Origin of the sequence: Brachyspira aalborgi (assembly GCF_008016455.1) — a bacterium.
GTDB classification, from domain to species: Bacteria; Spirochaetota; Brachyspiria; order Brachyspirales; family Brachyspiraceae; genus Brachyspira; species Brachyspira aalborgi.
In genome coordinates this window covers 378,572-400,830 of sequence record NZ_SAXU01000001.1, presented here as the reverse complement: position 1 = coordinate 400,830, position 22,259 = coordinate 378,572, and the positions used below count along the sequence as shown (strand labels likewise).

Annotated in this window: 19 protein-coding genes; 5 read left to right on the top strand and 14 right to left on the bottom strand. The window is 26.8% G+C overall.

The genetic code is table 11. The features are described 5' to 3' along the window. Positions 1–100 precede the first annotated feature (100 nt). Positions 101–1,198 (top strand): hypothetical protein, encoded by a 1,098-nt coding sequence (locus tag EPJ79_RS01805; protein ID WP_147738223.1) that lies wholly within the window; start codon positions 101–103, stop codon positions 1,196–1,198. Here the strand turns inward: EPJ79_RS01805 and murD are convergent. The 9 genes from murD to EPJ79_RS01760 all read right to left on the bottom strand — a co-directional run bounded on the left by murD (position 1,195) and on the right by EPJ79_RS01760 (position 11,935). Continuing rightward, positions 1,195–2,595 (bottom strand): UDP-N-acetylmuramoyl-L-alanine--D-glutamate ligase, encoded by a 1,401-nt coding sequence (murD, locus tag EPJ79_RS01800; protein ID WP_338134175.1) that lies wholly within the window; start codon positions 2,593–2,595, stop codon positions 1,195–1,197. The genes EPJ79_RS01805 and murD overlap by 4 nt on opposite strands. A 47-nt stretch (positions 2,596–2,642) precedes the next feature. After that, positions 2,643–3,287, bottom strand: coding sequence for a phosphate signaling complex protein PhoU (gene phoU, locus EPJ79_RS01795; RefSeq protein WP_147738221.1), 645 nt, complete (start codon positions 3,285–3,287; stop codon positions 2,643–2,645). A gap of 48 nt (positions 3,288–3,335) precedes the next feature. Then, entirely contained in the window at positions 3,336–4,136 is an 801-nt protein-coding gene (gene pstB, locus EPJ79_RS01790; RefSeq protein ID WP_147738220.1) for a phosphate ABC transporter ATP-binding protein PstB, read from the bottom strand. Between the two features lie 11 nt (positions 4,137–4,147). Beyond that, positions 4,148–5,941, bottom strand: coding sequence for a phosphate ABC transporter permease subunit PstC (pstC, locus tag EPJ79_RS01785; protein ID WP_147738219.1), 1,794 nt, complete (start codon positions 5,939–5,941; stop codon positions 4,148–4,150). 105 nt (positions 5,942–6,046) lie between these two features. Further along, positions 6,047–6,856, bottom strand: coding sequence for a substrate-binding domain-containing protein (locus tag EPJ79_RS01780; RefSeq protein WP_147531643.1), 810 nt, complete (start codon positions 6,854–6,856; stop codon positions 6,047–6,049). Positions 6,857–7,200: 344 nt separating this feature from the next. Beyond that, complete coding sequence (locus tag EPJ79_RS01775; RefSeq protein ID WP_147738218.1) at positions 7,201–8,160, bottom strand: DUF4340 domain-containing protein; 960 nt, start codon at positions 8,158–8,160, stop codon at positions 7,201–7,203. A 14-nt stretch (positions 8,161–8,174) separates the two neighbouring features. Further along, positions 8,175–8,897: an ABC transporter permease subunit gene (locus tag EPJ79_RS01770; protein ID WP_021959644.1), complete on the bottom strand. Its 723-nt coding sequence runs from the start codon at positions 8,895–8,897 to the stop codon at positions 8,175–8,177. Next, positions 8,897–9,844: an ABC transporter ATP-binding protein gene (locus EPJ79_RS01765; protein ID WP_147738217.1), complete on the bottom strand. Its 948-nt coding sequence runs from the start codon at positions 9,842–9,844 to the stop codon at positions 8,897–8,899. Before EPJ79_RS01765 ends, EPJ79_RS01770 begins: the two co-directional genes overlap by 1 nt. Before the next feature lie 114 nt (positions 9,845–9,958). Continuing rightward, positions 9,959–11,935: an ankyrin repeat domain-containing protein gene (locus EPJ79_RS01760; protein ID WP_147738216.1), complete on the bottom strand. Its 1,977-nt coding sequence runs from the start codon at positions 11,933–11,935 to the stop codon at positions 9,959–9,961. Positions 11,936–12,347: 412 nt separating this feature from the next. On the opposite strand from EPJ79_RS01760, the gene EPJ79_RS01755 reads away from it, so the two are divergent. Continuing rightward, positions 12,348–12,722 carry a hypothetical protein gene (locus EPJ79_RS01755; RefSeq protein ID WP_147738215.1) on the top strand — a complete coding sequence of 125 codons (375 nt, stop codon included), beginning with the start codon at positions 12,348–12,350 and terminating at the stop codon, positions 12,720–12,722. 102 nt (positions 12,723–12,824) lie between these two features. Next, the gene (locus EPJ79_RS01750; protein ID WP_147738214.1) at positions 12,825–14,600 is read left to right on the top strand and encodes a potassium channel family protein; all 1,776 of its coding nucleotides are present in this window, start codon (positions 12,825–12,827) and stop codon (positions 14,598–14,600) included. Positions 14,601–14,604: 4 nt separating this feature from the next. On the opposite strand, the gene csrA is transcribed toward EPJ79_RS01750, so the two are convergent. The 5 genes from csrA to EPJ79_RS11480 all read right to left on the bottom strand — a co-directional run bounded on the left by csrA (position 14,605) and on the right by EPJ79_RS11480 (position 17,771). Then, on the bottom strand, positions 14,605–14,850 hold the full coding sequence (gene csrA, locus EPJ79_RS01745) for a carbon storage regulator CsrA (protein WP_021958659.1): 246 nt from the start codon (positions 14,848–14,850) through the stop codon (positions 14,605–14,607). 2 nt (positions 14,851–14,852) lie between these two features. Continuing rightward, complete coding sequence (gene fliW / locus EPJ79_RS01740; RefSeq protein WP_147525824.1) at positions 14,853–15,317, bottom strand: flagellar assembly protein FliW; 465 nt, start codon at positions 15,315–15,317, stop codon at positions 14,853–14,855. Between the two features lie 54 nt (positions 15,318–15,371). Continuing rightward, a complete protein-coding gene (locus EPJ79_RS01735; protein ID WP_147738213.1) occupies positions 15,372–16,628 on the bottom strand; it encodes a flagellar hook-associated protein 3 in 1,257 nt (418 codons plus the stop codon). 213 nt (positions 16,629–16,841) lie between these two features. After that, the gene (locus tag EPJ79_RS01730; protein WP_274596005.1) at positions 16,842–17,045 is read right to left on the bottom strand and encodes an ankyrin repeat domain-containing protein; all 204 of its coding nucleotides are present in this window, start codon (positions 17,043–17,045) and stop codon (positions 16,842–16,844) included. A gap of 6 nt (positions 17,046–17,051) precedes the next feature. Then, positions 17,052–17,771, bottom strand: a complete 720-nt coding sequence (locus tag EPJ79_RS11480) for an ankyrin repeat domain-containing protein (RefSeq protein ID WP_158634341.1) — start codon at positions 17,769–17,771, stop codon at positions 17,052–17,054. A 491-nt stretch (positions 17,772–18,262) separates the two neighbouring features. On the opposite strand from EPJ79_RS11480, the gene EPJ79_RS01715 reads away from it, so the two are divergent. Beyond that, complete coding sequence (locus EPJ79_RS01715; RefSeq protein ID WP_147738209.1) at positions 18,263–19,267, top strand: hypothetical protein; 1,005 nt, start codon at positions 18,263–18,265, stop codon at positions 19,265–19,267. Positions 19,268–19,502: 235 nt separating this feature from the next. Further along, positions 19,503–22,256: a tetratricopeptide repeat protein gene (locus EPJ79_RS01710; protein WP_147738208.1), complete on the top strand. Its 2,754-nt coding sequence runs from the start codon at positions 19,503–19,505 to the stop codon at positions 22,254–22,256. Positions 22,257–22,259: the final 3 nt, after the last annotated feature.

Genomic DNA, 22,259 nt, shown 5'->3' with positions numbered 1-22,259 from the left:
AATAATTTTTATATTCAATTTATATATTTTTTACAGCTTGATTAATATAATAATAAATATATAATTAATGAAATTAAATAATTTTGTTGGCTTATTACAAATGAATAAAAAATTAATTATACTCATTGCGATTATAATACCTTTAATTATAGTTTTAAGTTTTTATTTATATTTTAAAAATTCGCCTAAAAGAAAAATAATTAAATTTCAAAAAAATGTCGAAGAATTATTAAAAGAAAATAAATATAAGGAAGCTTTTGTATTTATATACTCAAATAAAGATATCAATAAACTTAAAATTTCAAATGAAATAAAAATTAAAGAATATAATAATTTAATAACTTCTATGATTGATAAATTATATTTTCTATATGGCGGAAAAATAAGTTACGGAAATTATAATTTAATTTATAAAACTATTATTCCAATATATTCTCATGCTTCAAATCAAATAAGTCAAATTAGCGAAAAAGAAATTTATGATAAATATAAAGCAAGAAAAATTATTAATCTATTTATAAATAAACAATATGTTTATTTGCAAGAAAATGTAGACGAAGAGATTAATTATCTTTTGGATATTGAAGAATATAAATTTGCTTATAATAGATTGTCTAAAAACGAAAATCTTATTAACGCTCCGAATAATATAAAATTTGAAATTCAAAAAGAAGAATATATTAATATTATAAACAAAGCTATGAATAAACTTGAAAAAATGAGTTTTAATAAAATCGACACTGAAAAATATAAATTTATATATCAAAATATTTTAATCGCTTATGAGAATTCTATGATAAAATTAAACGATATAAAAAATTTTTATTCGATTAATAATAGAATGAATAATAGAGAAATTGAAATTAGTTCGGATATGAGAAAAATTAATTTAAGATTTAATAATATAATGAAGTCGATTGATTTACAAAGACATAAATATTTGGAAACTTTAATAAATAATATTGATAAAATGAATAATTCAAAATATACAAACGAATTAGAAAGCAAGATAAACGAAATATATCATTATTCAAAAAGATATGTCGCTGAAAATAGAATGCCGATTATGAAATATGTCAATTTGGATAAAGATATTACAAAAAAATCTTATCATGATTTATGGGAATATATTGGAAAAATCTATAAAAGAGAATTGAAAAGTTATAATATTTTTATTTATAATCATTTGCAAAATTAAATATTATTTTTCAATTTATAAACCAAACTTTTAAAATATTTTCCTCTCTCTTCGTAATTTTCAAAAGCGTCAAAACTTGCGCAGCCTGGCGAAAGCAAAACTATATCTCCGCTAATTGCAAAAGAAGAAGCATAATTAAAAGCGTCCGTAAAATCTTTTATAATTATTTTATTTTCAAAATTAATCATATCGTTAAGAATTTCAGAAGCCTCGCCGATTAGAATAAGTTTTTTTACTCTTTCTTTAATAATATCATTTAAAGGGCTAAAATCTATATTTTTATTTCTTCCGCCCATTATAAGAATTATATTTTTATCAAAAGATTTTAAAGCGCTCATTACAGAGTTCATAGAAGTGGCTTTTGAATCGTTAATATACATAACATTATTTATAGTATCGACTAATTCTAATCTATGTTCGATTCCGTTAAAATTATTTATTGCATTTTCAATATATTCTATTGGAATATTATTTTTCAAACATATTAAAATTGAAGCTAAAATATTTTCAACATTATGCATTCCGAATAATTTTCTTTTTTTTATTGAAAACAATTTTTTATTTTTATAAAATATTTCTTCGTTATTATAATAAATTGTCGCATTTTTATTTTTAGTAGAAAAAGTTAAAATATTAAATTTTTCTTCTTTATTTTTTTTCAATTCGTTAAAAAGTCTATTTGTAAAAATATTATCGTAATTAAGAATTAAAAAATCTTTGCAATTTTGATTTTTATAAATATTTTTTTTAGCGTTAAAATAATCTTCAATATCTTTATATCTGTCTAAATGGTCTTCTGCAATATTCAATATCGCGCTTATATGCGGATGAAAATTTTCAATAGTTTCAAGCTGAAAACTCGAAAGCTCTAAAATTATATCTTCGCCTTCTTCAATATTTTCAATTTCTTTAGAAAATGTATTTCCGACATTTCCCAAAAGTCTAGCCTTTTTATAAGAACTTATAATATTATAAATTAAATTAACTGTCGTAGTTTTTCCGTCCGTTCCCGTTATCGCTATATAATTTCTTTGAGGAAGTAGATTATAAGCAAACTCAATCTCCCCTATTATTTTTATTTTTCTTTTTTTTGCTTCTTTAATTAACGAAATGCTTTGAGGAATTCCTGGCGATGTTATTATTAAAGTTATATCGTTTATAATAGAAGAATTTTGATTTCCTAAAAATAATTTTGCATTTTTATCTTTCAAATCTTTTAAATTAAGTTTTTCTTTTTCTTTGCTGTCGCTTAAAGCGTAATTAATATTTATATTTTCCGATTTATTAATGTCGTAAATAACATTGGCGATACTTATTCCGCTTCTTGGAGTCGCTCCGAGTATTAATATATTTTGTTTTTTAAGAAAGTTTATATAATCTTTATTTAACATTTGCATGCCGTTAGTAATTTTTATTTTATATTATATCATATTTTAAATAAAAATTATTGATACCTATCGCCCGTGCTGTAATAATAAACCCACTTAGCTATATTTTCCGCATGGTCGCCCATCTTTTCAAAATATTTCGCTATCATCATTAAATATATAGCTTGGTCGGAATCTTCAGCGCCGCTCTTTATCAAATCAACCATAGAATCTCTAACTTTATAAAATAATTTGTCGACTTTATCGTCAGCTTCTATAACTTTTTTCGATAATTCAAAATCTTTTTTACCGAAAGCGGATAAAGAATCTTCAACCATTTCTTCTATTATATTTGACATTTCGATTATTGTATCCATTTTGTCTTTATAAATATTTCCTTCAAGCAAAAATTTTAATAAATCGCAAATATCTTTTGCTTGGTCGCCTATTCTCTCCAAATCTGTCGCTATTTTCAAAGTCGCGGAAACTATTCTTAAATCTGTGGCTACAGGATGCTCGAGCAAAAGAATTTTCAAACAAGCGCTTTCTATTTTATAAGAAATTCTATTTATATTTCTATCGTTATCTATAACTTGATTTGCAATCTCCATATCGCCGTTTATTAAAGAGACTCTCGCATTTCGCAAAGCTTCCAAAATCATATCTCCCGCTTCGATAACATATTCTCTTAAATTATTTAATTCTTTATCAAATTTTATCATTTATTTACTCCATAAAATATTATTCTAATTTTAATATATAAAAATTTTTTAACCAAATCTTCCCGTAATATATCTTTCGGTTCTTGCATCTTTAGGTTTATAAAATATCTCTTCAGTATCTTCGTATTCCACAATTTCTCCAAATAAGAAAAATGCAGTTTTATCCGAAACTCTCATTGCCTGTTGCATATTATGAGTGACTATGACAATCGTATAATCGTTTTTAAGTTCGTTTATAAGCTCTTCTATTTTTCCCGTGCTTATCGGGTCAAGAGCGCTTGTAGGCTCATCCATAAGAAGTATTTTCGGATTAACCGATAAAGCTCTTGCAATGCATAATCTCTGTTGTTGTCCGCCCGACAAACCTAAAGCGTTTTTATTTAATCTATCTTTTATCTCGTCCCATAAAGCCGATTTAATCAAACTATATTCTACAATATCGTTAAGCTCGGATTTCTTTTTTATTCCAAAAGTTCTAGGTCCGTATGCAATATTATCGTAAACGCTCATTGCAAACAAATTTGATTTTTGAAAAACCATCCCTACATTTTTTCTTAAATACGAAACATTAATATTATTGTCGTATATATTGCATCCGCCAATTTCTATATTGCCTTCTATTTTGCAATTTGGAATTAAATCGTTCATTCTATTGAAAGTTTTGAGTAATGTCGATTTTCCGCAGCCCGAAGGTCCTATAAAAGCCGTCACGCTATTTTTATTTATATCTATATTTATATTTTTTAAAGCCTGAAAACTTTCGTAATATAAATTTAAATTTTTCGTCTTAATAGCTATATCAAGATTAAAATTGAAAATTAATTTTTTATTAGTTAATTCTTTAGTCATATTAAATCCTCTTAATAATCCTTTTTTAATTTATTATTTAAAACAAACAGCAAAGCGTTAAGAAATATTACAATCGTTAATAAAATGCTTGCCGTTGCAAATGTCTGATTTATATAAAGTCCTTCGCTTGAAAACATCCACATCATAACCGCAAAAGAACTTCCCGCATTAAGATAACCAGCGGGCATATATCTAACCGCTCCAGAAGTATAAATTAAAGCGGCGCTCTCTCCGACTATTCTTCCGATACTCAAAATAATTGCCGTGATTATTCCAGAAAAACCGCATGGTAAAACTATTTTAAATATCGTCCTAACTTTAGAAGCGCCCAATGCCAAACTTCCCTCTCTTAAACTTGCAGGTATAGATATTAAAGTCTCTTCCGTTTGCCTTATTATCGAAGGAAGAATTATTAAAACCAAAGTTAAAGAACCAGCCAAAACGCTTCTTCCTAAACCGAATAAATCTAAAAATATTAGCATACCAAAAAGCCCAAAAACTATAGAAGGAATTCCCGACAAACTATCCGTAAATATTCTTATTGCATAAATTAATTTTCCATTAGCTTTAGAATATTCTGTTAAATATATCGCAGAAAAAACTCCTATAGGAACGGCTATTATAAGCGACATAAAAAGCATCATTGCCGTTGAAACTATTGCGGGAAATAATGTCATTTGAGAATTATTGCTCTCTCCAAAAAGCAGATTAAAATTAATATAAGGAACTCCTCTTATTAAGATAAATAAAACTATAAATAATAGAAATAAAGTCGATATAATCGTAGCGAAAATTGAAATATATTTTAATATGTCCGATTTTATCGAAACATTTTTCATTTTTATGTTTTTAAAAGAGAATTCGTTTATATTTTTCTTTATGTTTTTTATAAAAAATAAATCTTTAATAGAAGCTATAAAATCAAAATTAATATGATTTCCTTTTATTAAATACAAAATTATATTGAGTAATAAAATAAATAAAAGCAAAACAAATGCCGTAGCGATTAAAGAACTTCTATGAATTCCCGTAGCGTATCCCATCTCCAAAGCTATATTTATAGTCATAGTTCTGAAATAAGAAAATAAATCTTTCGGAATAAAAGGCGCGTTTCCAGCAATCATCATAACCGCCATTGTCTCTCCTATAGCTCTACCCATTCCTAAAACCATAGCGGAAAATATTCCCGACTTTGCCGCTTTAACTATAACGCCAAAAATTGCCTGCGAATGAGTGCTTCCAAGCGCAACCGCTCCGTCATAATAATATTTATAAACCGCTTCCAAATTATATCTGCTTATAGATGTTATAGTGGGAAGTATCATTATTCCTAAAATAATAGAACTTGCCAAAACGCCCTCGCCTACTCCGTTTGGAGAGATATTTTTTAAGAAAGGAACTAAAACTATCATTCCAAAAAATCCGTAAACTATTGACGGAATTCCCGCAAGCAAATCTATTATTTGAGATAAAACTATTTTTAATTTTTTAGGACAAAACATTGAAATATAAATTGCCGTAAATAGTCCAAAACCTCCGCCAATTAAAGTCGAAAGAATCGTGACATAAAGCGAACCTACAATCATTGGAAAAATTCCGAATTTATTAAACGAAGGCTGCCAATCCGTTCCAAATATAAATTTGAAAAATCCCGCTTCTTTAAATAACGGAATGCTATAAATAAAAATAAATATACAAATTGAAAATACGACAATAACCGCAAATATAGAACATATAAAAAATATATATTTCATAACATTGTCGACTATAGCGTTAAATAAATGTTTATTAGAATTTTCTTTCATAATTTCTTTTAATTTTATTATTTTTTTACTCTTAAATAATTACTAAACAAATTGATTAAAAAAGTCGGCATACAAAATTAATTGTAATACCGACTTAATCATTTTCTAATTTGCCACATACCCGCTTTCATTGATAACCTGTTTTCCGACATCGCTGTCAATGAAATCTAAAAAAGCCTTTGTCCCTTCGCTCATTTCTTTTCCCTTTTTAGTGAAAATATAAAACGGACGATAGAGTTTATAATTGTCGCTCTTTATATTATCAACCGAAGGCTCTACATATTGATTTTGAGATTTCGCTTTATAAGAAAGCGGTTTAATCGTATCGTCTATAGAACCTAAAGAGATATAGCCTAATTTTGAAGAGTCGCTATTAACTGCAGTTTTAACTTTTCCCGTGCTGTCTAATATCTCAACCGTATTAGGAAGAGGCTCTTTTTTGCCTATTAAAGTTAAATCGGTAAATGCGCTTCTCGTTCCCGAACCGTCCTCTCTCGATATGGCTTTTGAAATAGAACCGATAGCCGTGTTTTTAATATATAGATTATATAATTCTTCTTCGCTTATTTGTTTTATTGAAGAATCGTTATTCGCTATAATCACTATTCCGTCCTGACATAAAAGATAAGAATCTAATTCTGGCGACTCATTTTCTTTTAAGTTTCTTGAAGCCATTCCTATATCGTTTTTTCCGCTTATGGTATCTTGAACTCCGATAGTAGAATCCGAAGTCTCAACCGTTACGCTATAGTTAGTATTCGCTTCTTCAAATTTTTCAGCCAACTTAAACATTAAAGGCGTCACTGAAGAAGAACCCGAAACTAACACATTTTTTTTAGAGGCGCTTGAATTACCTCCGCAACTTATAAACAAAAAACTGTTTATAACAAGCAATGAAATTATTATTTTTTTCATTTTTTATTCTCCTATGAATTAATTTTACGCAGACTTTATATAATAAATAAAAATTAATGTCAATACAAATTTCAAAAAAAATTTAAAAAATTTGACAAAAAATAAATTAAAATCGTTGTTTATAATACATTTAATACATATTTTTAAAGAAAACGAATTTACAATTTTAAGAAAATTAAAATTTAACGCTACTTTATAATAAAATAAAATTATTTATATTATTTATTTTGCTTATTATATCATTAATTTTTTTATTATAATAAGATTTTTTAACTGTTATGCGTAGAAATTTTTCATTTTTAGAATTATATAATCAATATTACTTAAATATTTATTTTTATTAATTAAATTTCTTCAGTATCTAAATCTTCTTCGCTTTTTATATAATATTCAATTCCTCTCATAGAAGCGTCATACACGGAATAATCAACCTCGTAAATAATTCCGCTTTCTGGTTTAACATATACTTTATTGTCAATATCGTAAACTAATTGATAAATAATTTTTGTATTATCTTCAAAATATAAAATAACAATCGCGTCTGGAGTTCTAAAAAGTCTCTCAATTCGCGGCGAAACATTATAAACGAAACCCGAAGCCTTTATTAAAGATAAAGTTGAAAAATCATTATAAGCTTTTTGCAGATCGGTTTTATTTTCTATAGTTTCAACAACCCAATTAGTTCTATTTATTTTTTTTATAATATTCGTATGATTCACTGCAGAAATTACAACTGTTTTAACGGAATCTAATGATATTGGATTATTAAATATTTCTTTATCTCGCAACATATCGACAGTTTTTTTCAAAGCGTCAATATAAATTGATTCAACGCTAAAGTATTCGTCATTATATTTTACATAATATCTCTCTTCATCAGCCGTTTTATCTCCGACAAATATTTTATATTTTTTATTTCCTTCCCAAATTGTAAATTCGCTTGAAGGATTTTCTAAACCGAAAGATTTAACTTCGGATAAATTAGTAATTATCATATCGATATTTAAAGTATTAAAATTTTTAACATTTGCAAACGCTTCAAGTTGGTCAACTTTATAATCGCTCGCATTTAACGGAGAGATTATTTTCCAAACATTATTTATTTTTTCAACTATTGTAGGCTCGCTTTCAAATATCAATTCGTATTTATTGGCGTTAGTTTCATTAAGCTCAAATATTTGAGTTCTTGGTTTATTAGACGCGATTTCGGCGCTTCTTTTTTTTGTTATATAAAAAGCCGTAAAACTTATAATTAAAAGTATTATAACTAAAATCAATAATTTAATAATATTTTTATTCTTCATATAAATTGCAAATCCTATTTTCTATTTTGAAGAACTATATTAGATAAATATAAAAATATAGTCGTTATCGATAAGAAATAAATAATATCTCTTAAATCCAAAACTCCTCGCGAAATGCTATTAAAATGATAATCTCCGCTTATAAACTCCATAACATTTGAAAGCGAAGGAAACAATAAAGCTAATAATTTTAAGAATATATTAAAAAATACGGTTATAGCAAGCCCAACCATTAAAGCTATTATTTGGTTTTTAGTTATCGAAGAAGCAAATATTCCAATCGAACATAAAGCCGATATTAAAAATACGCTTCCAATATATCCGCAAATTACAGGTCCTAAATCCAATCTTCCTAAAAATAATAAAGTTATCGGATATAATAAAGTCGGCAAAAGAGCAAAAAGCATAAATATAACCGCAGATAAAAATTTTCCAATTATAATTTCAAGAGTCGAAACCGATTGAGTAATTATAAGCTCGTAAGAACCACTTGAAAATTCGCTTGAAAATAATCCCATAGTTATTGGCGGAACTATAAGAGATAATATTACAGGTAAAAGCAAAAAATAATCTCGCATATCGTTTTGAGATATAATAAAAAATCTTGAGAAAAAATATATTCCCGAAACTACTAAAAATATAGCCGAAAAAATATAAGCTATCGGCGAAAGAAAAATATGCTTAAGTTCCTTTTTTAATATTATTAATGATTTATTAAAAGAAAAAATATTTTCCATTATTCGTCTCCTTTAGTTAATGTATGGAATACGGTTTCCAAATTCTCTTTGACTCTCGTCATTTCGTAAATTATCCAATCCGTGCTTTTTATAAATCTATATATTTCATCTCTTGGCTCTTCAGAATTTGAATATATAGTTAATTCTTTTATATTATTAAAATTATCTTCAATTTCAACTTTATAAATATCGCTAACGCTTAATAATTTTTCTTTAACGCTTTCTATATTGTCGTTTGTTTTAATAGATATTTTTATAGTTGAAGATTTATTGTTATTTCCAAAATTTAAACTTAAATTTTCAGGCGTATCGTCCGCTATAATATTTCCTTTATTTATTATAATCGCTCTTGAGCAAGTGGCTTCAACTTCGCTTAATATATGAGTGGAAACCAAAACGGTTTTTTCTTTTCCTAATTCTTTTATCAATTCTCTAATTTCAACTATTTGATTTGGGTCAAGTCCGTTTGTAGGTTCGTCTAAAATAAGAATTTTAGGGTCATGAATAATAGCTCCTGCAAGCCCTACCCTCTGTTTATAACCTTTAGACAATTCTCCTATTGGTTTTGAAATTACTTCTTTTAATCCGCAAACATTAACTACATAATGAAGTCTTTCGTTTAATTTGCTTCTTTCTAATTCTTGTATATCAGCCATATAAACTAAATAATCAAAAACGCACATATCGTTATAAAGCGGGGCGGATTCGGGAAGATAACCGATTATTTTTTTTACATTATTTTCTTCGTCTAATATGCTTTTTCCGTCTATAATAGCATCTCCGCTAGTAGGATTAAAATAACAAGTTAATATTCTTAAAGTCGTGGATTTTCCCGCTCCGTTTGGTCCGAGTATTCCGACAATTTCTCCCGATTTTATTTCAAAACTTATTCCTTTTAAGGCTTGAAAATCGCCGTAATATTTAGTCAAATTTTTAACAGAAATCATTATTATTCCTTATAAATAATTTAATAATCAATTTGAAATATTATAATATAATTAAAATAAAATCTCAACTATTTATTATGCATATTTTATTCAAAAAAAAATATATTTATAAATTTATCTTAATAAACTAACTATATCGCTATAGCCTTTTTCTCTTGCATACATTAAAGCCGTTTTTCCGTCATTATCTTTTATATTTCTATTTGCTCCCGCATTGACTAATAATTTGACAATATCAGAATGATTATAAAACGAAGCAAGTATTAAAGCGGTTTTTCCGTAAATATTTTGAATATTTAAATTAGCTTTAGCGTCTATAAGTTGTTTTGCAACTTTATCATAACCTTGCCTTGAAGCGTCTATTAAAGCCGTGTGTCCGAAATTATCTTGCATATTCAAACTTGCATTAGCGTCTAATAATATTTTTACTATATCGTCTTGTCCGTTAAACGAAGCTTTTATTAATGCCGTATCTCCAAATTTATTTTGAGCGTCTATATTTACCGATTTATCATTTAAAAGGCTCTTTATTCCGTTTATATCGTCTTTGGCATAATCTATAAAATTCTGCTCTTTTGAATTGATAGGACAGACAATTTCAATAATATTTAAATAATCGTATCCTTTTCTTATAACGGATAATATATCTTTATTTTCTTTATTCTTTATACTAATATTAGCTCCAGCCTCGATAAGAATTTTAACTATTTTATTTTTTTTATTAAGAACGCTTAACATTAACGCCGTATTTCCGTCTTTATCTTGTCTATTCAAATCGGCTTTTGCAGATATTAAACTTCTTACCAATTCTTCATTTCCATTTTCAGAAGCTATCATTAAAGCGTTATATCCGTTTTTATTTTGTTTATTTAAATTAGGTTTTCCTCTTATCATAGCTTTTACTCCGCCGACATTATTATTTTGAGCGGCATATATTAAAGCCGTATTTCCATCTCTATCTTCAACATCCAAATCTGATTTTGCAGATATAAGCGCTCTTATTGTCGCTTCATCTCCATCGGAAGCAATGCACATTAAAGCCGTATATCCTTCGTTATTTTGAATATTTACATTTGCTCTTCCGCTTATAACCGCTCTTATTTTTTTTAATCTATTTTTATCTTCTTTTCCAATTGCAATATTAATTAAAGCCGTATTGCCGTTTTTATCTCTTTCGTTAATATTTACGGAACTAATCATATTTCTTATACTTCCGCTATAATCATAATCGTATGCATTTTTAGACAAATATAATAAAATATTTTCATTATTTATTTTTATTTGTAAATCGGCTTTCGCTTTTATTAAAGCGTCAGCTATATTATAATGTTTATTATAAAGAGCGTTTTTTAATGCAGTGTCGCCTTTTTTATTTGCAATATTTACTTTAGCTTTTCCGTCAATCAAAATTTTTGCTATTGGATATCTTCCCCAGAAAGAAGCTACTATTAAAGCCGTATCGCCTTTTTCGTCCTGTTGATTAATATCGACTCTTTCGTTTATCAATACTCTTGTTAAATAAGAATCGTTTTTTGAAGCCGCATAAATTAAAGGATAATCTCCAAAACAATTTTTTACATTTTTATTGCCTTCTTTAATTTTTCTTATCAATTTATTTCTTATTTGACTTGGAGCGAGCATTAAAGCCGTTTGTTTTTGAGAATTCATATATTCTAAATTTGCATTTTTACTCATAATCATATCGATTATCTCGTTATAATTATTATAATTTTTTCCGTTTATAGTTTCAAAATTTATTGCAAATACGCTTTTCATTATAGCGGTTTCTCCAACTTCATTTCTTATATTTACATCGGCTCCAGAATCTATAAGAACTTTAACAGTGTCTTTAAATCCCAAATCTGCAGCGTAAATTAAAGCCGTATTTTTCATGCCGTTTGTATCTGTGACATTTATATCTATATTTTTTTTCAAAAGTTTCTCAATATTTTTAGTTTTTCCCGTTTTGGCATAATCTAAAAACGCTCTTTCGTCTTTAGTCAATTTGTTATCTTGAGCTAATGCCGATAAACTTGAAAATAAACTTATAAAAATAATAAATAAAATCAATCTTTTAATATAAAAAAACATAATCCTCTCTTTAATAAAAAAATTAATCTTCTTATTAATGATACTATATATAATTTAAAAATCAATAATAAAAAATAAAAATTACATATTTTTTATTATTGTAAAAACTTGACTTATTTTCTAATTTGTATTATAATATTAATATGATTAATAGATTAGTTATTGTAAAATCGCCAGTCGCCAGTCGCCAGTCGCCAGTCGCCAGTCGCCAGTCGCCAGTGGGAGAAATTTCTATTGCAAAAAATTTTGGAGTAGTCAATTGCAAAAACTTGAATACTCTAACAAATATATATTTATAAAAATAAAATTAATAATTCTAATTAAAAAAATAATATTACATTTTTATAAATACATTAATTTTTATAAAAATAAAAATAATTATATTATAATACATCTTAACAAGGAGAAATAAATGACAATTACAAACACAGAAGAAGAAAAATATTATTGTAAATATTGCGGGAAGTCCTCTTCAAGCGAAAGTTTATTATGGCAATGTTTATGCCAAAATAATCCCGAAGGCAAAAATCATGTCGCTTACGAAGGAAATAAAAAATCTAAATATCAATGTGTATATTGCGGAGAAGAATATTGCAGTATAAACTCTCTTACAAAAGTTTTATGCGAAAAGAATACGGAAGGAAAATATCATGTTCCTTACGAAGGCAATGAAAAAGAAATGTATTCATGCAAATATTGCGGCAGTTCTTATTATACTATAAAAGAATTGACTTCGGAATTATGCTTAAGAAATCCTAAAGGCAAATTTCATGTTCCCGCTAAATAAATTTATTATATAATATTTATAATTTATAAAAAATATATACAAATATTTAAATCTAATATATTATAAATATTAATATATAGATTTTATCGTTAGGAGAATTTTGTGTTCAAAAGATATATTAAATATAGAATAGATAGAATTTTTAGCAAAGGTTTAACTCATCAATTAGTAGTTTTAGTATTTGTAATAGTTATAATTCTTGCAGTCGTATCAATATTTATGAAATTAGTTTTTGATTATCCAATAACCAAAGGTTTTTGGGATAGTTTAATGCAATTTATAGATACGGGAAATATATCCGCCGTTGAAGCCAATTTAGGAATAGTTGTAACTTTTTTAAGCGTTACATTTATAGGAGTATGCGGTTGGGGACTTTTAATAGCTATGATTAATAACTCATTGCAAGATAAGATAAGTAATCTCAGCAGAGGAAACGCTTTTATTATGGAAAAAAATCATTCTATAATATTAGGATACGGAGAGGAAGCTTTAACTATAATTGAAGAATTTATAAATGGAAGAGCTAAAAAAATAGTTTTGTTATCGAAAACTGACACAGATTCTATAAAAAAGAGAATATCGTTTTTAAATAAAAAAAGAAAAGTGGATATAATAGTAAGACAAGGAAATCCAAATATTATAGAAAATCTCAAACTTTTAAATATAGAAAAAGCTAGTAGCATATCGGTAATAAACGATAATGACGCCGATTCCATAAAAATATTATTATCGCTAAAAATGATATATAACGAAGCCAAAAAGAAATCTGAAAATATAAATCCAATGAATATATGCGTATTAGTTAATAATAAAAATAGCATTGAATTAATAAAATCTATAGAAGAAGAAAATTTTATAATACATATAGTTTATAAATATGGAATATTATATAAACTTATTGCGCAAAGCATAATTTATACGGGATTAAGTAGCGTATATGAAGAACTTTTTTCTTATGAAGGTCCCGATATAAAAATAGAATACAAACATAATCATAGTAATTCTAAATTTGTAGATGTAGCTTCAAAATACTTATCGGATACTATTGATAGTAAAGTTTTATTAGGGATTATTAAAGATAAAAAATCAGATATTACAAATTCTGATTGTAAAATAAAAAGCGAATATAAAGAATTATATATTCCTAATCCTAATTACAAAATAATCGAAAATGACAAATTAGTTGTTTTATACACAAATTATACTGAAAATGAAAAAAAACTTGATATAAGCAAACATATAGCGGAAAAAACATCTCATAAAAATAATATATTATTAATTTGCAACGATAAACAAAGCAATGAATTAATTGATACTATTAAAAGTTATAATAATGAAGAAGAAACTAATATTATACAAATAAATTATGATAAAGTAGATTATAAATCTGATTTTATATCTAAAAAATTAAACGAAGAAAAAATTACAAAAATAATATTAATATCCGAAGATATCGAAACGGATATAAAAGCGATAAATACTCTGTTAATAATAAGGCAAGTTATAAAAGAAGAAAATCATCATATACCCGTATTATCGTTAATAAACTCTATAGAAAATAGAGATTTAATTCGCTCCGATGACTTAAGAGATTTTATAGTTAGCGGAAACTTAATAGGCATGCTTATGGCTCATGCGTCATTTAATCCAGATATGCTATATATATTTAATGAATTATTAAGCGAATATGGTAAAGATATAATAATAAAAAAATATAATATAGGACATGTAAATAAATTTAAAGATACTTATTTAAAGCTATTAAATAATAATGAGATTATTATAGGTTATAAAAAAGACGATACAATTATATTAAATCCAAAATCAAATGAAGATTTAACTAATGAAATAATTGTAATAACAAATAATAGCGATTAAAAAATTATTTTCCTTTTTCTAATTTATTTTTAACGAAGGAACTTAAAATATTTAATTCTTCTATAGTTGATTTTGAGGCTTCTAAATTTTCGCTTTTTACTTCTTCGTAAACTTCTTTTCTAAAAATTTTAACGCTTTTCGGAGCGTTTATTCCAAGTTTAATTTGGTCGCCTCTTATATCGACAAGCATTATTTCTATATTGTCTCCGATGACTATACTTTGATTAATTTTCCTCGAAAGCACAAGCATATTTAATTTTTTCCTTCATTATCATATTTGCAGTCATCTTCAGACAATATAAAATGTCTAGTATTATATTTGTCGCCTAAAGCGGCGCATTGTTTTGCCTTATGATTCTTGATATTAAAAACTATTGGCGCTATAAGATTTGCCGTCATAGATTTTAAATCTCCGTTTGGAATGCTCACGATAGTAAGCAAATATATATCCGATTCGTTTTCTATACTCAATGATTTTATATCTTCGTCATGAATATCGGGCTGATAATCTTTAAAAACTAAAAAAGGGTCTATAAGTATAAAGCAAATATTTTTATCGTCTTTAGATTGAAGAATCTTAAAAGTTCCCTCGCCGTCCATATTGACAAGATAAAATTCATCGTAATCTTCAAAAGCCAAAATGCTTCCGTTAAGGTGATAAAGCGAATTATCCGCAACTTCAATTTTACCCAATATTCTAGATTCTATTTCAGGCATAAATTATATTCCTTTAAATAAATAATGAATAAAGCAAATAACGATTATAAATATTTATTGTCTTAAATAATCCATAAGAGTTCTGCCTAATAATCTTCCCGCAGTTTGCAAAGAAGCGGTATGAGCGTATTGCCACATATTAAAGTTTACAATCTCTTCGGAATAATCTATATTTTCATTTTTTGCCAAAGCTTCCTGTATCGCTAGTTTTTGGTCTTCAAAATTTGTAAATCCCATATCCAATCTTGTCACTTTTGAAGAAGCGTTAGCCTGAACCGTTGTCACATTATCAATGGCGCTATCGATATAACCTAAAGCCTCGCTTCCAATCGCTCTAACATCGTCATTAAGCATAGCGTCTCTTAAATAAATTAAAGTTTCAAATATTGATTTTCCCGTTACTAAAGCGCTTGGCTCGTAATTATTTTCATAAGTATTGCCAGCTCCCGCTCTAACCAAACCTATATCTTGCAAAACAGTTCCGCCAGCCAAATCTTGCAAAAGTATTTTATGAGGAGTCGAAGTTCTTAATTGTATTACTTTAGCGCCTCCTCTTAAATCTCCTATGCTCGCTCTAACATCTCCATTGGCATCGTTTATTCTTTGAACTATAGCCTCAATATTATCGCCTTGTTTTATGCTAATCGTCATATCGTCTATCATAATATCTTGATTTTCAGACGCGATATAAGCAGAAGCGTCCATAGTCGACATTATTTCCATATTAGTTCCCCAGAATATATAATTTCCTGGCGTTCCTACATTTATATATTGTCCATTTTCAACTTCTCTATTTTGTTTATTTGCATCTCCTTCATACATAACGGATTTTATTATAGAGCGTCCAGCCTTTTCGTCATGAGAGTAAAAAGCTCTAAACGGTTCGGTTTTTATGCTCGTTCCTGAAAATATAAATTCTCCCTTGCTTTGAGTTTTTGAAATATCGTAAACTCTTTCAAGCATTTCTTCTATTTCCATTGCCATTTTATTTCTATCTTCTGCGGAATAAGTGCTATTCGCTCCTTGAACCGCTAAATCTCTCGCTCTCGCTAAAGCTTGAGTTATAGAACCCATAGAATCATGAGCTATATTTAATCTTTCTTTTCCTTCGATTATATTATTTTGATATCTGTCTAAAGATGACATTCTCGTTCTATAATAAATAGAATTAATTGTAGAAGTAACATTTTGATGAGGATACTGAACTCTTTGTCCAGTAGACAATCTTGTTTGGGAAGCTTCCAACTCGGTATAATTTCTTTTTATCGTGCTAACTGTTCTATTAAATTGGGCTTGTTCTGTAACTCTCATTTTTATCTCCTTACGCTTTTTTATATTAATTAAAATAAGCGAAAAATATAATTATTCTTTTTTATTTTCGTAATAATTAAAAATCGCTTTATTATTTTTATTTTAGAAAATTAAAAATTATTTAATTATTTATATAATGGAAAATGATAATTTAAATTCTTATTTTTTTTGATGACAAAAAACAATGAATTTCGACTTAACAATTTATAAACTTTAATTTTTTACATTAGCGCCGTTGTCCAATAAAAACGATGCAATTTCAAAATGTTTATTCGCCAAAGCCTTCATTAAAGCCGTCCAACCGTTATCGTCTTCGGCGTTAATATTTGCTTCGTTTTCCACAAAATATTGAACCAATTCCAAATTACCGTTTTCCGATGCAATCATCAATGCCGTTTCTCCGTATCCTTCGTCTATATCCGCTCATAGTTTTAAACTATCTTTAGCGTTAATATTCGCTCCATTTTCAACTAATAGCTCAACAATGTCAAAATTTGATTCTATAGTGGAATATGTTAAAGCGTTATCTTTATATTCGTTGGCTATTATATCAATATCCGCTCCGTTTTCTATTAAAAGTTTAGTCGAATCGTAATTTTCATTGTATAAAGCAAAACTTAACGGCGTGATTTCATATTCATCATCATTTATCGTCACTTTAAATTTCTCATTAATATCCGTATTGCTTTGAATTAATATAGAATTTAGTTCTTCAATATCGTTATTTGCTATCGCATCCATTAAGTTTTTATTATTTTTGTTACCATTATTCTTATTATTATAATTTTCTATATCATTTTCATTATTTTCTATTTTGTCAAATTTATCAAATTTGGAATTTTTATTTTCATTTTCCGTTATATATTCTGTTTCTACGATTTCTTTTAGTTTTTCGGTTTTATCTGGCGATTCTATTTGAGGTTTTTCTAAATTTTCTATAATTGTTCTATTTATATTTAAAATTTCTTCTTCAATTCTTGTATTTTGAATATTATTAATAATAATTTTAGAATTTTGTTCTAATTTTTTTATATTATTATTATTATTTGGATTATTTATATTCTTTTCTACATTGTTAGATTTTCTCAAACAGGCAATTAAAGATAAAACTAAAATAATTACTAATATTAATTTTTTATGCATTTTATTTCTCCTTAAAATTTTAAATTAACATAATAATATTATAGCATATTTTTTATAAAAAGCCAAATAAATTTTTATATTTTTTAAAAAAAATAGAAAATTAATAAAAACTCCAAATTATTAATTTTTTATAAACTCCAAAACCAAATCCAAAGCAAAAATAACGCTATCCTCTCTTATTTTATCTCTATCGCCAGAAAAAATATTTTTATAAGCTTTAATATAATTATCGAAATTGATATTTATAAAAATTAAATAGCTTAAAAAATAATCTTGTATTTTTAATTAATAGTAAAAAGACAATATGAAAAATAAATAAATTAATATTATATAAAGTAATATTTTATGTAAATATAAAATAAAATTTAATAAAAAACTAAAAAAATACTTGACTTTTTTTTTTTTTTTTATATCTTATGTATGTAAGATAAATAAATCTTGCAAAACAAATTTAATATGTCAGGTAGGACAACTTGGCAGAGGAGTTTTTTATGTCCACAAAATCAAGATACGCCATAGTATGGCGAGTGGCTATTATAATGTTAATAGCCGTTTTTAGTATCGCAGGATTAACTTCTTGCGGAGGCGCTGCAACTGAACCGACATCATTTTCTTCTTCAGGCGGAAGCGCTGGCGGAGGCACAGGAGATGGAACAGGCGGCGGAACAGGTTCTGGTGATGGAACTACTAGCGGCGGAGGAACGGGAACAGGCGGCGGAACAGGTTCTGGTGATGGAACTACTAGCGGCGGAGGAACGGGAACAGGCGGAACAACTACAAAACCTACTTTCCCAGAAGACACATATTACACAATATATGCTCCTTTCGTTAATTGGGCAGACAAATCGGAAGTTCCAGCAGAAAACAGAATTAGAGTTAGTTGGCAAGATACCAATACCGTTAGCGAAGTTTGGAAGAAACAAATTGAAGGCGGAAAAGATAACGATGGAAAAAGATTTATTATAAGAGATGCAAATAATAATCAAAAAGAACCTCTAACGGGAAGTTATTACTTTTTCGATAAAAACTTTAATATTGTATATTACAGACAAGGCAAAGGTTCGCTTTTGGTAAGAAGATTTGTAATGGGTATAATAGTAAATTATAGTAACTATATTGGAGGCGTAAAACCAGACGGACAAAACTGGGGAATAGGCGGAGTATATCAAACCGTATTAAGTAAAGATGAAATTACGGCTAATAATTTTGACCAATTAAATATCTTTATGGGCGATAGAGATATGGGAGCGACCAGTGGCAATTTAGAAGTTTTAATTCTAAATACGGGCTATAGATTTGATAATGATACTGAATTCGGAGTTACCTTTATTTATGGCGATAATGTTAAAACAATATATAGGGAATCTACTCCAATTAAGGGAATAAGAAATCTATCTTGGGACCCAGGATATGTTAACTTTAAGTTTGTTTCCGTTGACCCTTATCTTTGGCATTTAGAAGACCATTCTAGTCAACAAGGTTGGAAAAGAGAATAAAGGATAATAAATATAGAGATATACTAAAGACTTAAACATATGATATTTCTGTTGGTAAGGGGTTTATCCTAAAGGGTAAGCCCCTGCCTTTTTTAAACTTTATTAAAGTAGATTGCTTCGCTTTCTTTTTTATGCCGTCCTAATAAATTAATGATTATGATTTGATAATTATAAATGTTTAATTAAAAATTATAATTCTAAATTCCGATTATAAATAATAATAGAGCGTATTACTATGAAACTAACAAAAATACTTTTTATAATTCTTATAACATATATTTCGGCATATTCCAACGATATTTTACATTATTATTCAAAAGTAAACGATAGAAACATAAATATTGAAATAGGAAGCGTATTCGTTAAAACAAACGATTTTATTAATAAATTAGACGACAGTTCAAAATTGGAATTAAACAATAAATTAAACGATGCAAAAAGATTGATAGATAATTTCAAATTCTTTGAGGCGATAGCTTTATGCAATGAACTTGAGCCGATTTATAGAGATTATTATATGCTTTATTATATAAGAGGTTTAGCATATTATAAAACGGGCGATATTTATTATTCTACTCTCGATTTTAATAAATTATTGACAATGTATTTTAACGATAAAGAAATTTACGAAATTGTCGGCGGATTTTTCGATTCTATAAACGATTATGAATCTACTATAAAAACCTATCTTATCGCTTATAAAATTTATAATGAAACTTATTGGTTATTTTTAGCGGGAAAAACTTCTTTAAAATATAACGATATAAAAAGCGCAAACAGTTATTTTGCTTATTGTTTGAAAGTCGGAAGCGGATACGGATTTGAAGGTTTTGCAGATATTAATCTTTTGCAAAATCAATATGCTGATTCTTTAAATAATTATAGCAACGCTTATAAATCTTATTCAAGTTATGGAAATAATCAAACCGATATGCAAAGATTAAATTCAAAAATTTCAAATGTTATAGTTCAAAGCGAATTATATAATTGGAATTATAATCTTGAAAACAGAGAATTTGAAAAGGCTACAAATATTTTAAATAATTTATCCGCTTATTCAAAAGATTTTCCCGAAATAAATTTAGCTTTGGCAAAAACTCATTTTAGAATTGGAAATTATCAACTTTCAAAAAATATGTTAAACAGATTTATATACGAAAATAAAACTTTTGACGAAGCCTACGCCATTTTGGCGCAAATTTATTTATACGAAAATAACGAAAGAAACGCCATTAAAATTTTAGAAAAAGGTTTAGAATATTCTTATAATAAACCGAGATTATACGAAACTCTTGCAAATATGCTTTATAATTCGGGATATTATTATTATCCGAATAAAATTATTTCGCAGATAATCGATATATATAATATTTCAGACGAAAATAAAATAGAATATTCTAAATATTTAATAAGCAAAAAAGAATATTATAAAGCGAGAGAATTATTAAGACAAATTAACTCTTACAAATCTACGGCAGATGAAATTTTGGAATTGATAGGATTTAATATTATTTTAGATAAAGCAGAGTCCTTAAACGAAAACGGTTATTATGTCGATATTATGGAACTTCTTTCAGGTTATAAGTTTAAAGGATACGAAGAGCAATTAAGAATAGGCTATATTGCAAATTCTTATTATAAATTGGGTTCTATAGATAAAGCTATAAATATTTTAAAAGAATTATTTGATGCAAATTCTATAAGTATAAATAATGTAGTTCTTTTAAGAGATTTACTCAAAATAAGAATATCTAATAATAATTACGCTCAAACTCAAAAAGATAAAGATATGGCTTATATACAATCCACTATATTTTGGGAAGAAGATTTAAATTCAAATACTCTATTAATAACCGACAAAATATACGATTTTATAAAAAATAATAAATATGACGAAGCTTTAGCTTATATTGAACAGCTTAAAATTAAAAATTATGATATCGATTATATTAAAAAAATTGAGTCTATAGTTTACGGATATTACGCGACTTTTTTGTATGATAATAGACAGTTTGATAAAGCAAAATCCGTTTCAAATCTTGCAATAAGAAGAAATAAAGATAATTATGACGCTATAGCAATAAAGAATCAAGTTTATGTTGATATTTATTTAAACTCCGTTGGCAATTATAATAATATAGACGCTTATGTTAAACTTTCGGATATAAGAAAAGAGATTTTAAATATTTCGCCCGCATATATAGAAAATATGATAAAATTAGCAGAAGCTTTGGTTTACGAATATAATATTGAAGGCTATGATATAATAAATAATATTTTCAAATATATAGATATAAACGGAGCGAGAGATTCGCTTTTGGGAAGAATATATAATAAAAGCAGATTGTATAATTATTCGGCTAACGCTTATGGACGAGCTTCAAAATATATCGGAGTCGATTTATTAAACAGAATCGAGAGCGTTATTAAAATTGATAATTATAATATATCTTCAATTAATTTTAATCAAAAAAGAAAAGCGAGAGATTTTTATGCATTGTCTAAATTATATGTTAAAATTAATAATTATAGAGAAGCGATGAATTCTATTCAGTATGCTATTTTAAATGATAATTTAAATTTAGATTATCGCTATCAGCTTGGTATCATTAACGAGAAAATGGGAAATACAAAAGAAGCTTTAGATTATTACGAATATGTTATTAAAAATAATAAAAATCATGCGGCGGCTAATTATAGAGCGGCTATTATATATTTAGATTATATGAGAAATTATAAATTGGCTTACGATTATGTTTTAAATTATATTTCTTTACTTCCAAACGATTATAGCGGATACGAATTATTAGGCAAAATATACAAAAACAGAGCGGAAAGTCTTTTAGAAAATAATATAGAAAATTTATTAAATAATTCTTTAGTATCTTATAAAACGGCGTCAGATAAAGCGATTTGGGGAAAAGATAAAGATGCAAAGAAAAATATTGAAATAGAAATTCAAAATATTTTAAATAAATTGTTGAAGTAAATT

Coding starts and splice junctions, on each gene's coding strand:
- EPJ79_RS01755 (WP_147738215.1), top strand. CDS start 12,348: ATGACAATTACAAACACAGAAGAAGAAAAATATTATTGTAAATATTGC.
- EPJ79_RS01770 (WP_021959644.1), bottom strand. CDS start 8,897: ATGGAAAATATTTTTTCTTTTAATAAATCATTAATAATATTAAAAAAG.
- phoU (WP_147738221.1), bottom strand. CDS start 3,287: ATGATAAAATTTGATAAAGAATTAAATAATTTAAGAGAATATGTTATC.
- EPJ79_RS01775 (WP_147738218.1), bottom strand. CDS start 8,160: ATGAAGAATAAAAATATTATTAAATTATTGATTTTAGTTATAATACTT.
- csrA (WP_021958659.1), bottom strand. CDS start 14,850: ATGCTTGTGCTTTCGAGGAAAATTAATCAAAGTATAGTCATCGGAGAC.
- pstB (WP_147738220.1), bottom strand. CDS start 4,136: ATGACTAAAGAATTAACTAATAAAAAATTAATTTTCAATTTTAATCTT.
- murD (WP_338134175.1), bottom strand. CDS start 2,595: ATGCAAATGTTAAATAAAGATTATATAAACTTTCTTAAAAAACAAAAT.
- pstC (WP_147738219.1), bottom strand. CDS start 5,941: ATGAAAGAAAATTCTAATAAACATTTATTTAACGCTATAGTCGACAAT.
- fliW (WP_147525824.1), bottom strand. CDS start 15,317: ATGCCTGAAATAGAATCTAGAATATTGGGTAAAATTGAAGTTGCGGAT.
- EPJ79_RS01710 (WP_147738208.1), top strand. CDS start 19,503: ATGAAACTAACAAAAATACTTTTTATAATTCTTATAACATATATTTCG.
- EPJ79_RS11480 (WP_158634341.1), bottom strand. CDS start 17,771: ATGCATAAAAAATTAATATTAGTAATTATTTTAGTTTTATCTTTAATT.
- EPJ79_RS01715 (WP_147738209.1), top strand. CDS start 18,263: ATGTCCACAAAATCAAGATACGCCATAGTATGGCGAGTGGCTATTATA.
- EPJ79_RS01805 (WP_147738223.1), top strand. CDS start 101: ATGAATAAAAAATTAATTATACTCATTGCGATTATAATACCTTTAATT.
- EPJ79_RS01735 (WP_147738213.1), bottom strand. CDS start 16,628: ATGAGAGTTACAGAACAAGCCCAATTTAATAGAACAGTTAGCACGATA.
- EPJ79_RS01765 (WP_147738217.1), bottom strand. CDS start 9,844: ATGATTTCTGTTAAAAATTTGACTAAATATTACGGCGATTTTCAAGCC.
- EPJ79_RS01780 (WP_147531643.1), bottom strand. CDS start 6,856: ATGAAAAAAATAATAATTTCATTGCTTGTTATAAACAGTTTTTTGTTT.
- EPJ79_RS01760 (WP_147738216.1), bottom strand. CDS start 11,935: ATGTTTTTTTATATTAAAAGATTGATTTTATTTATTATTTTTATAAGT.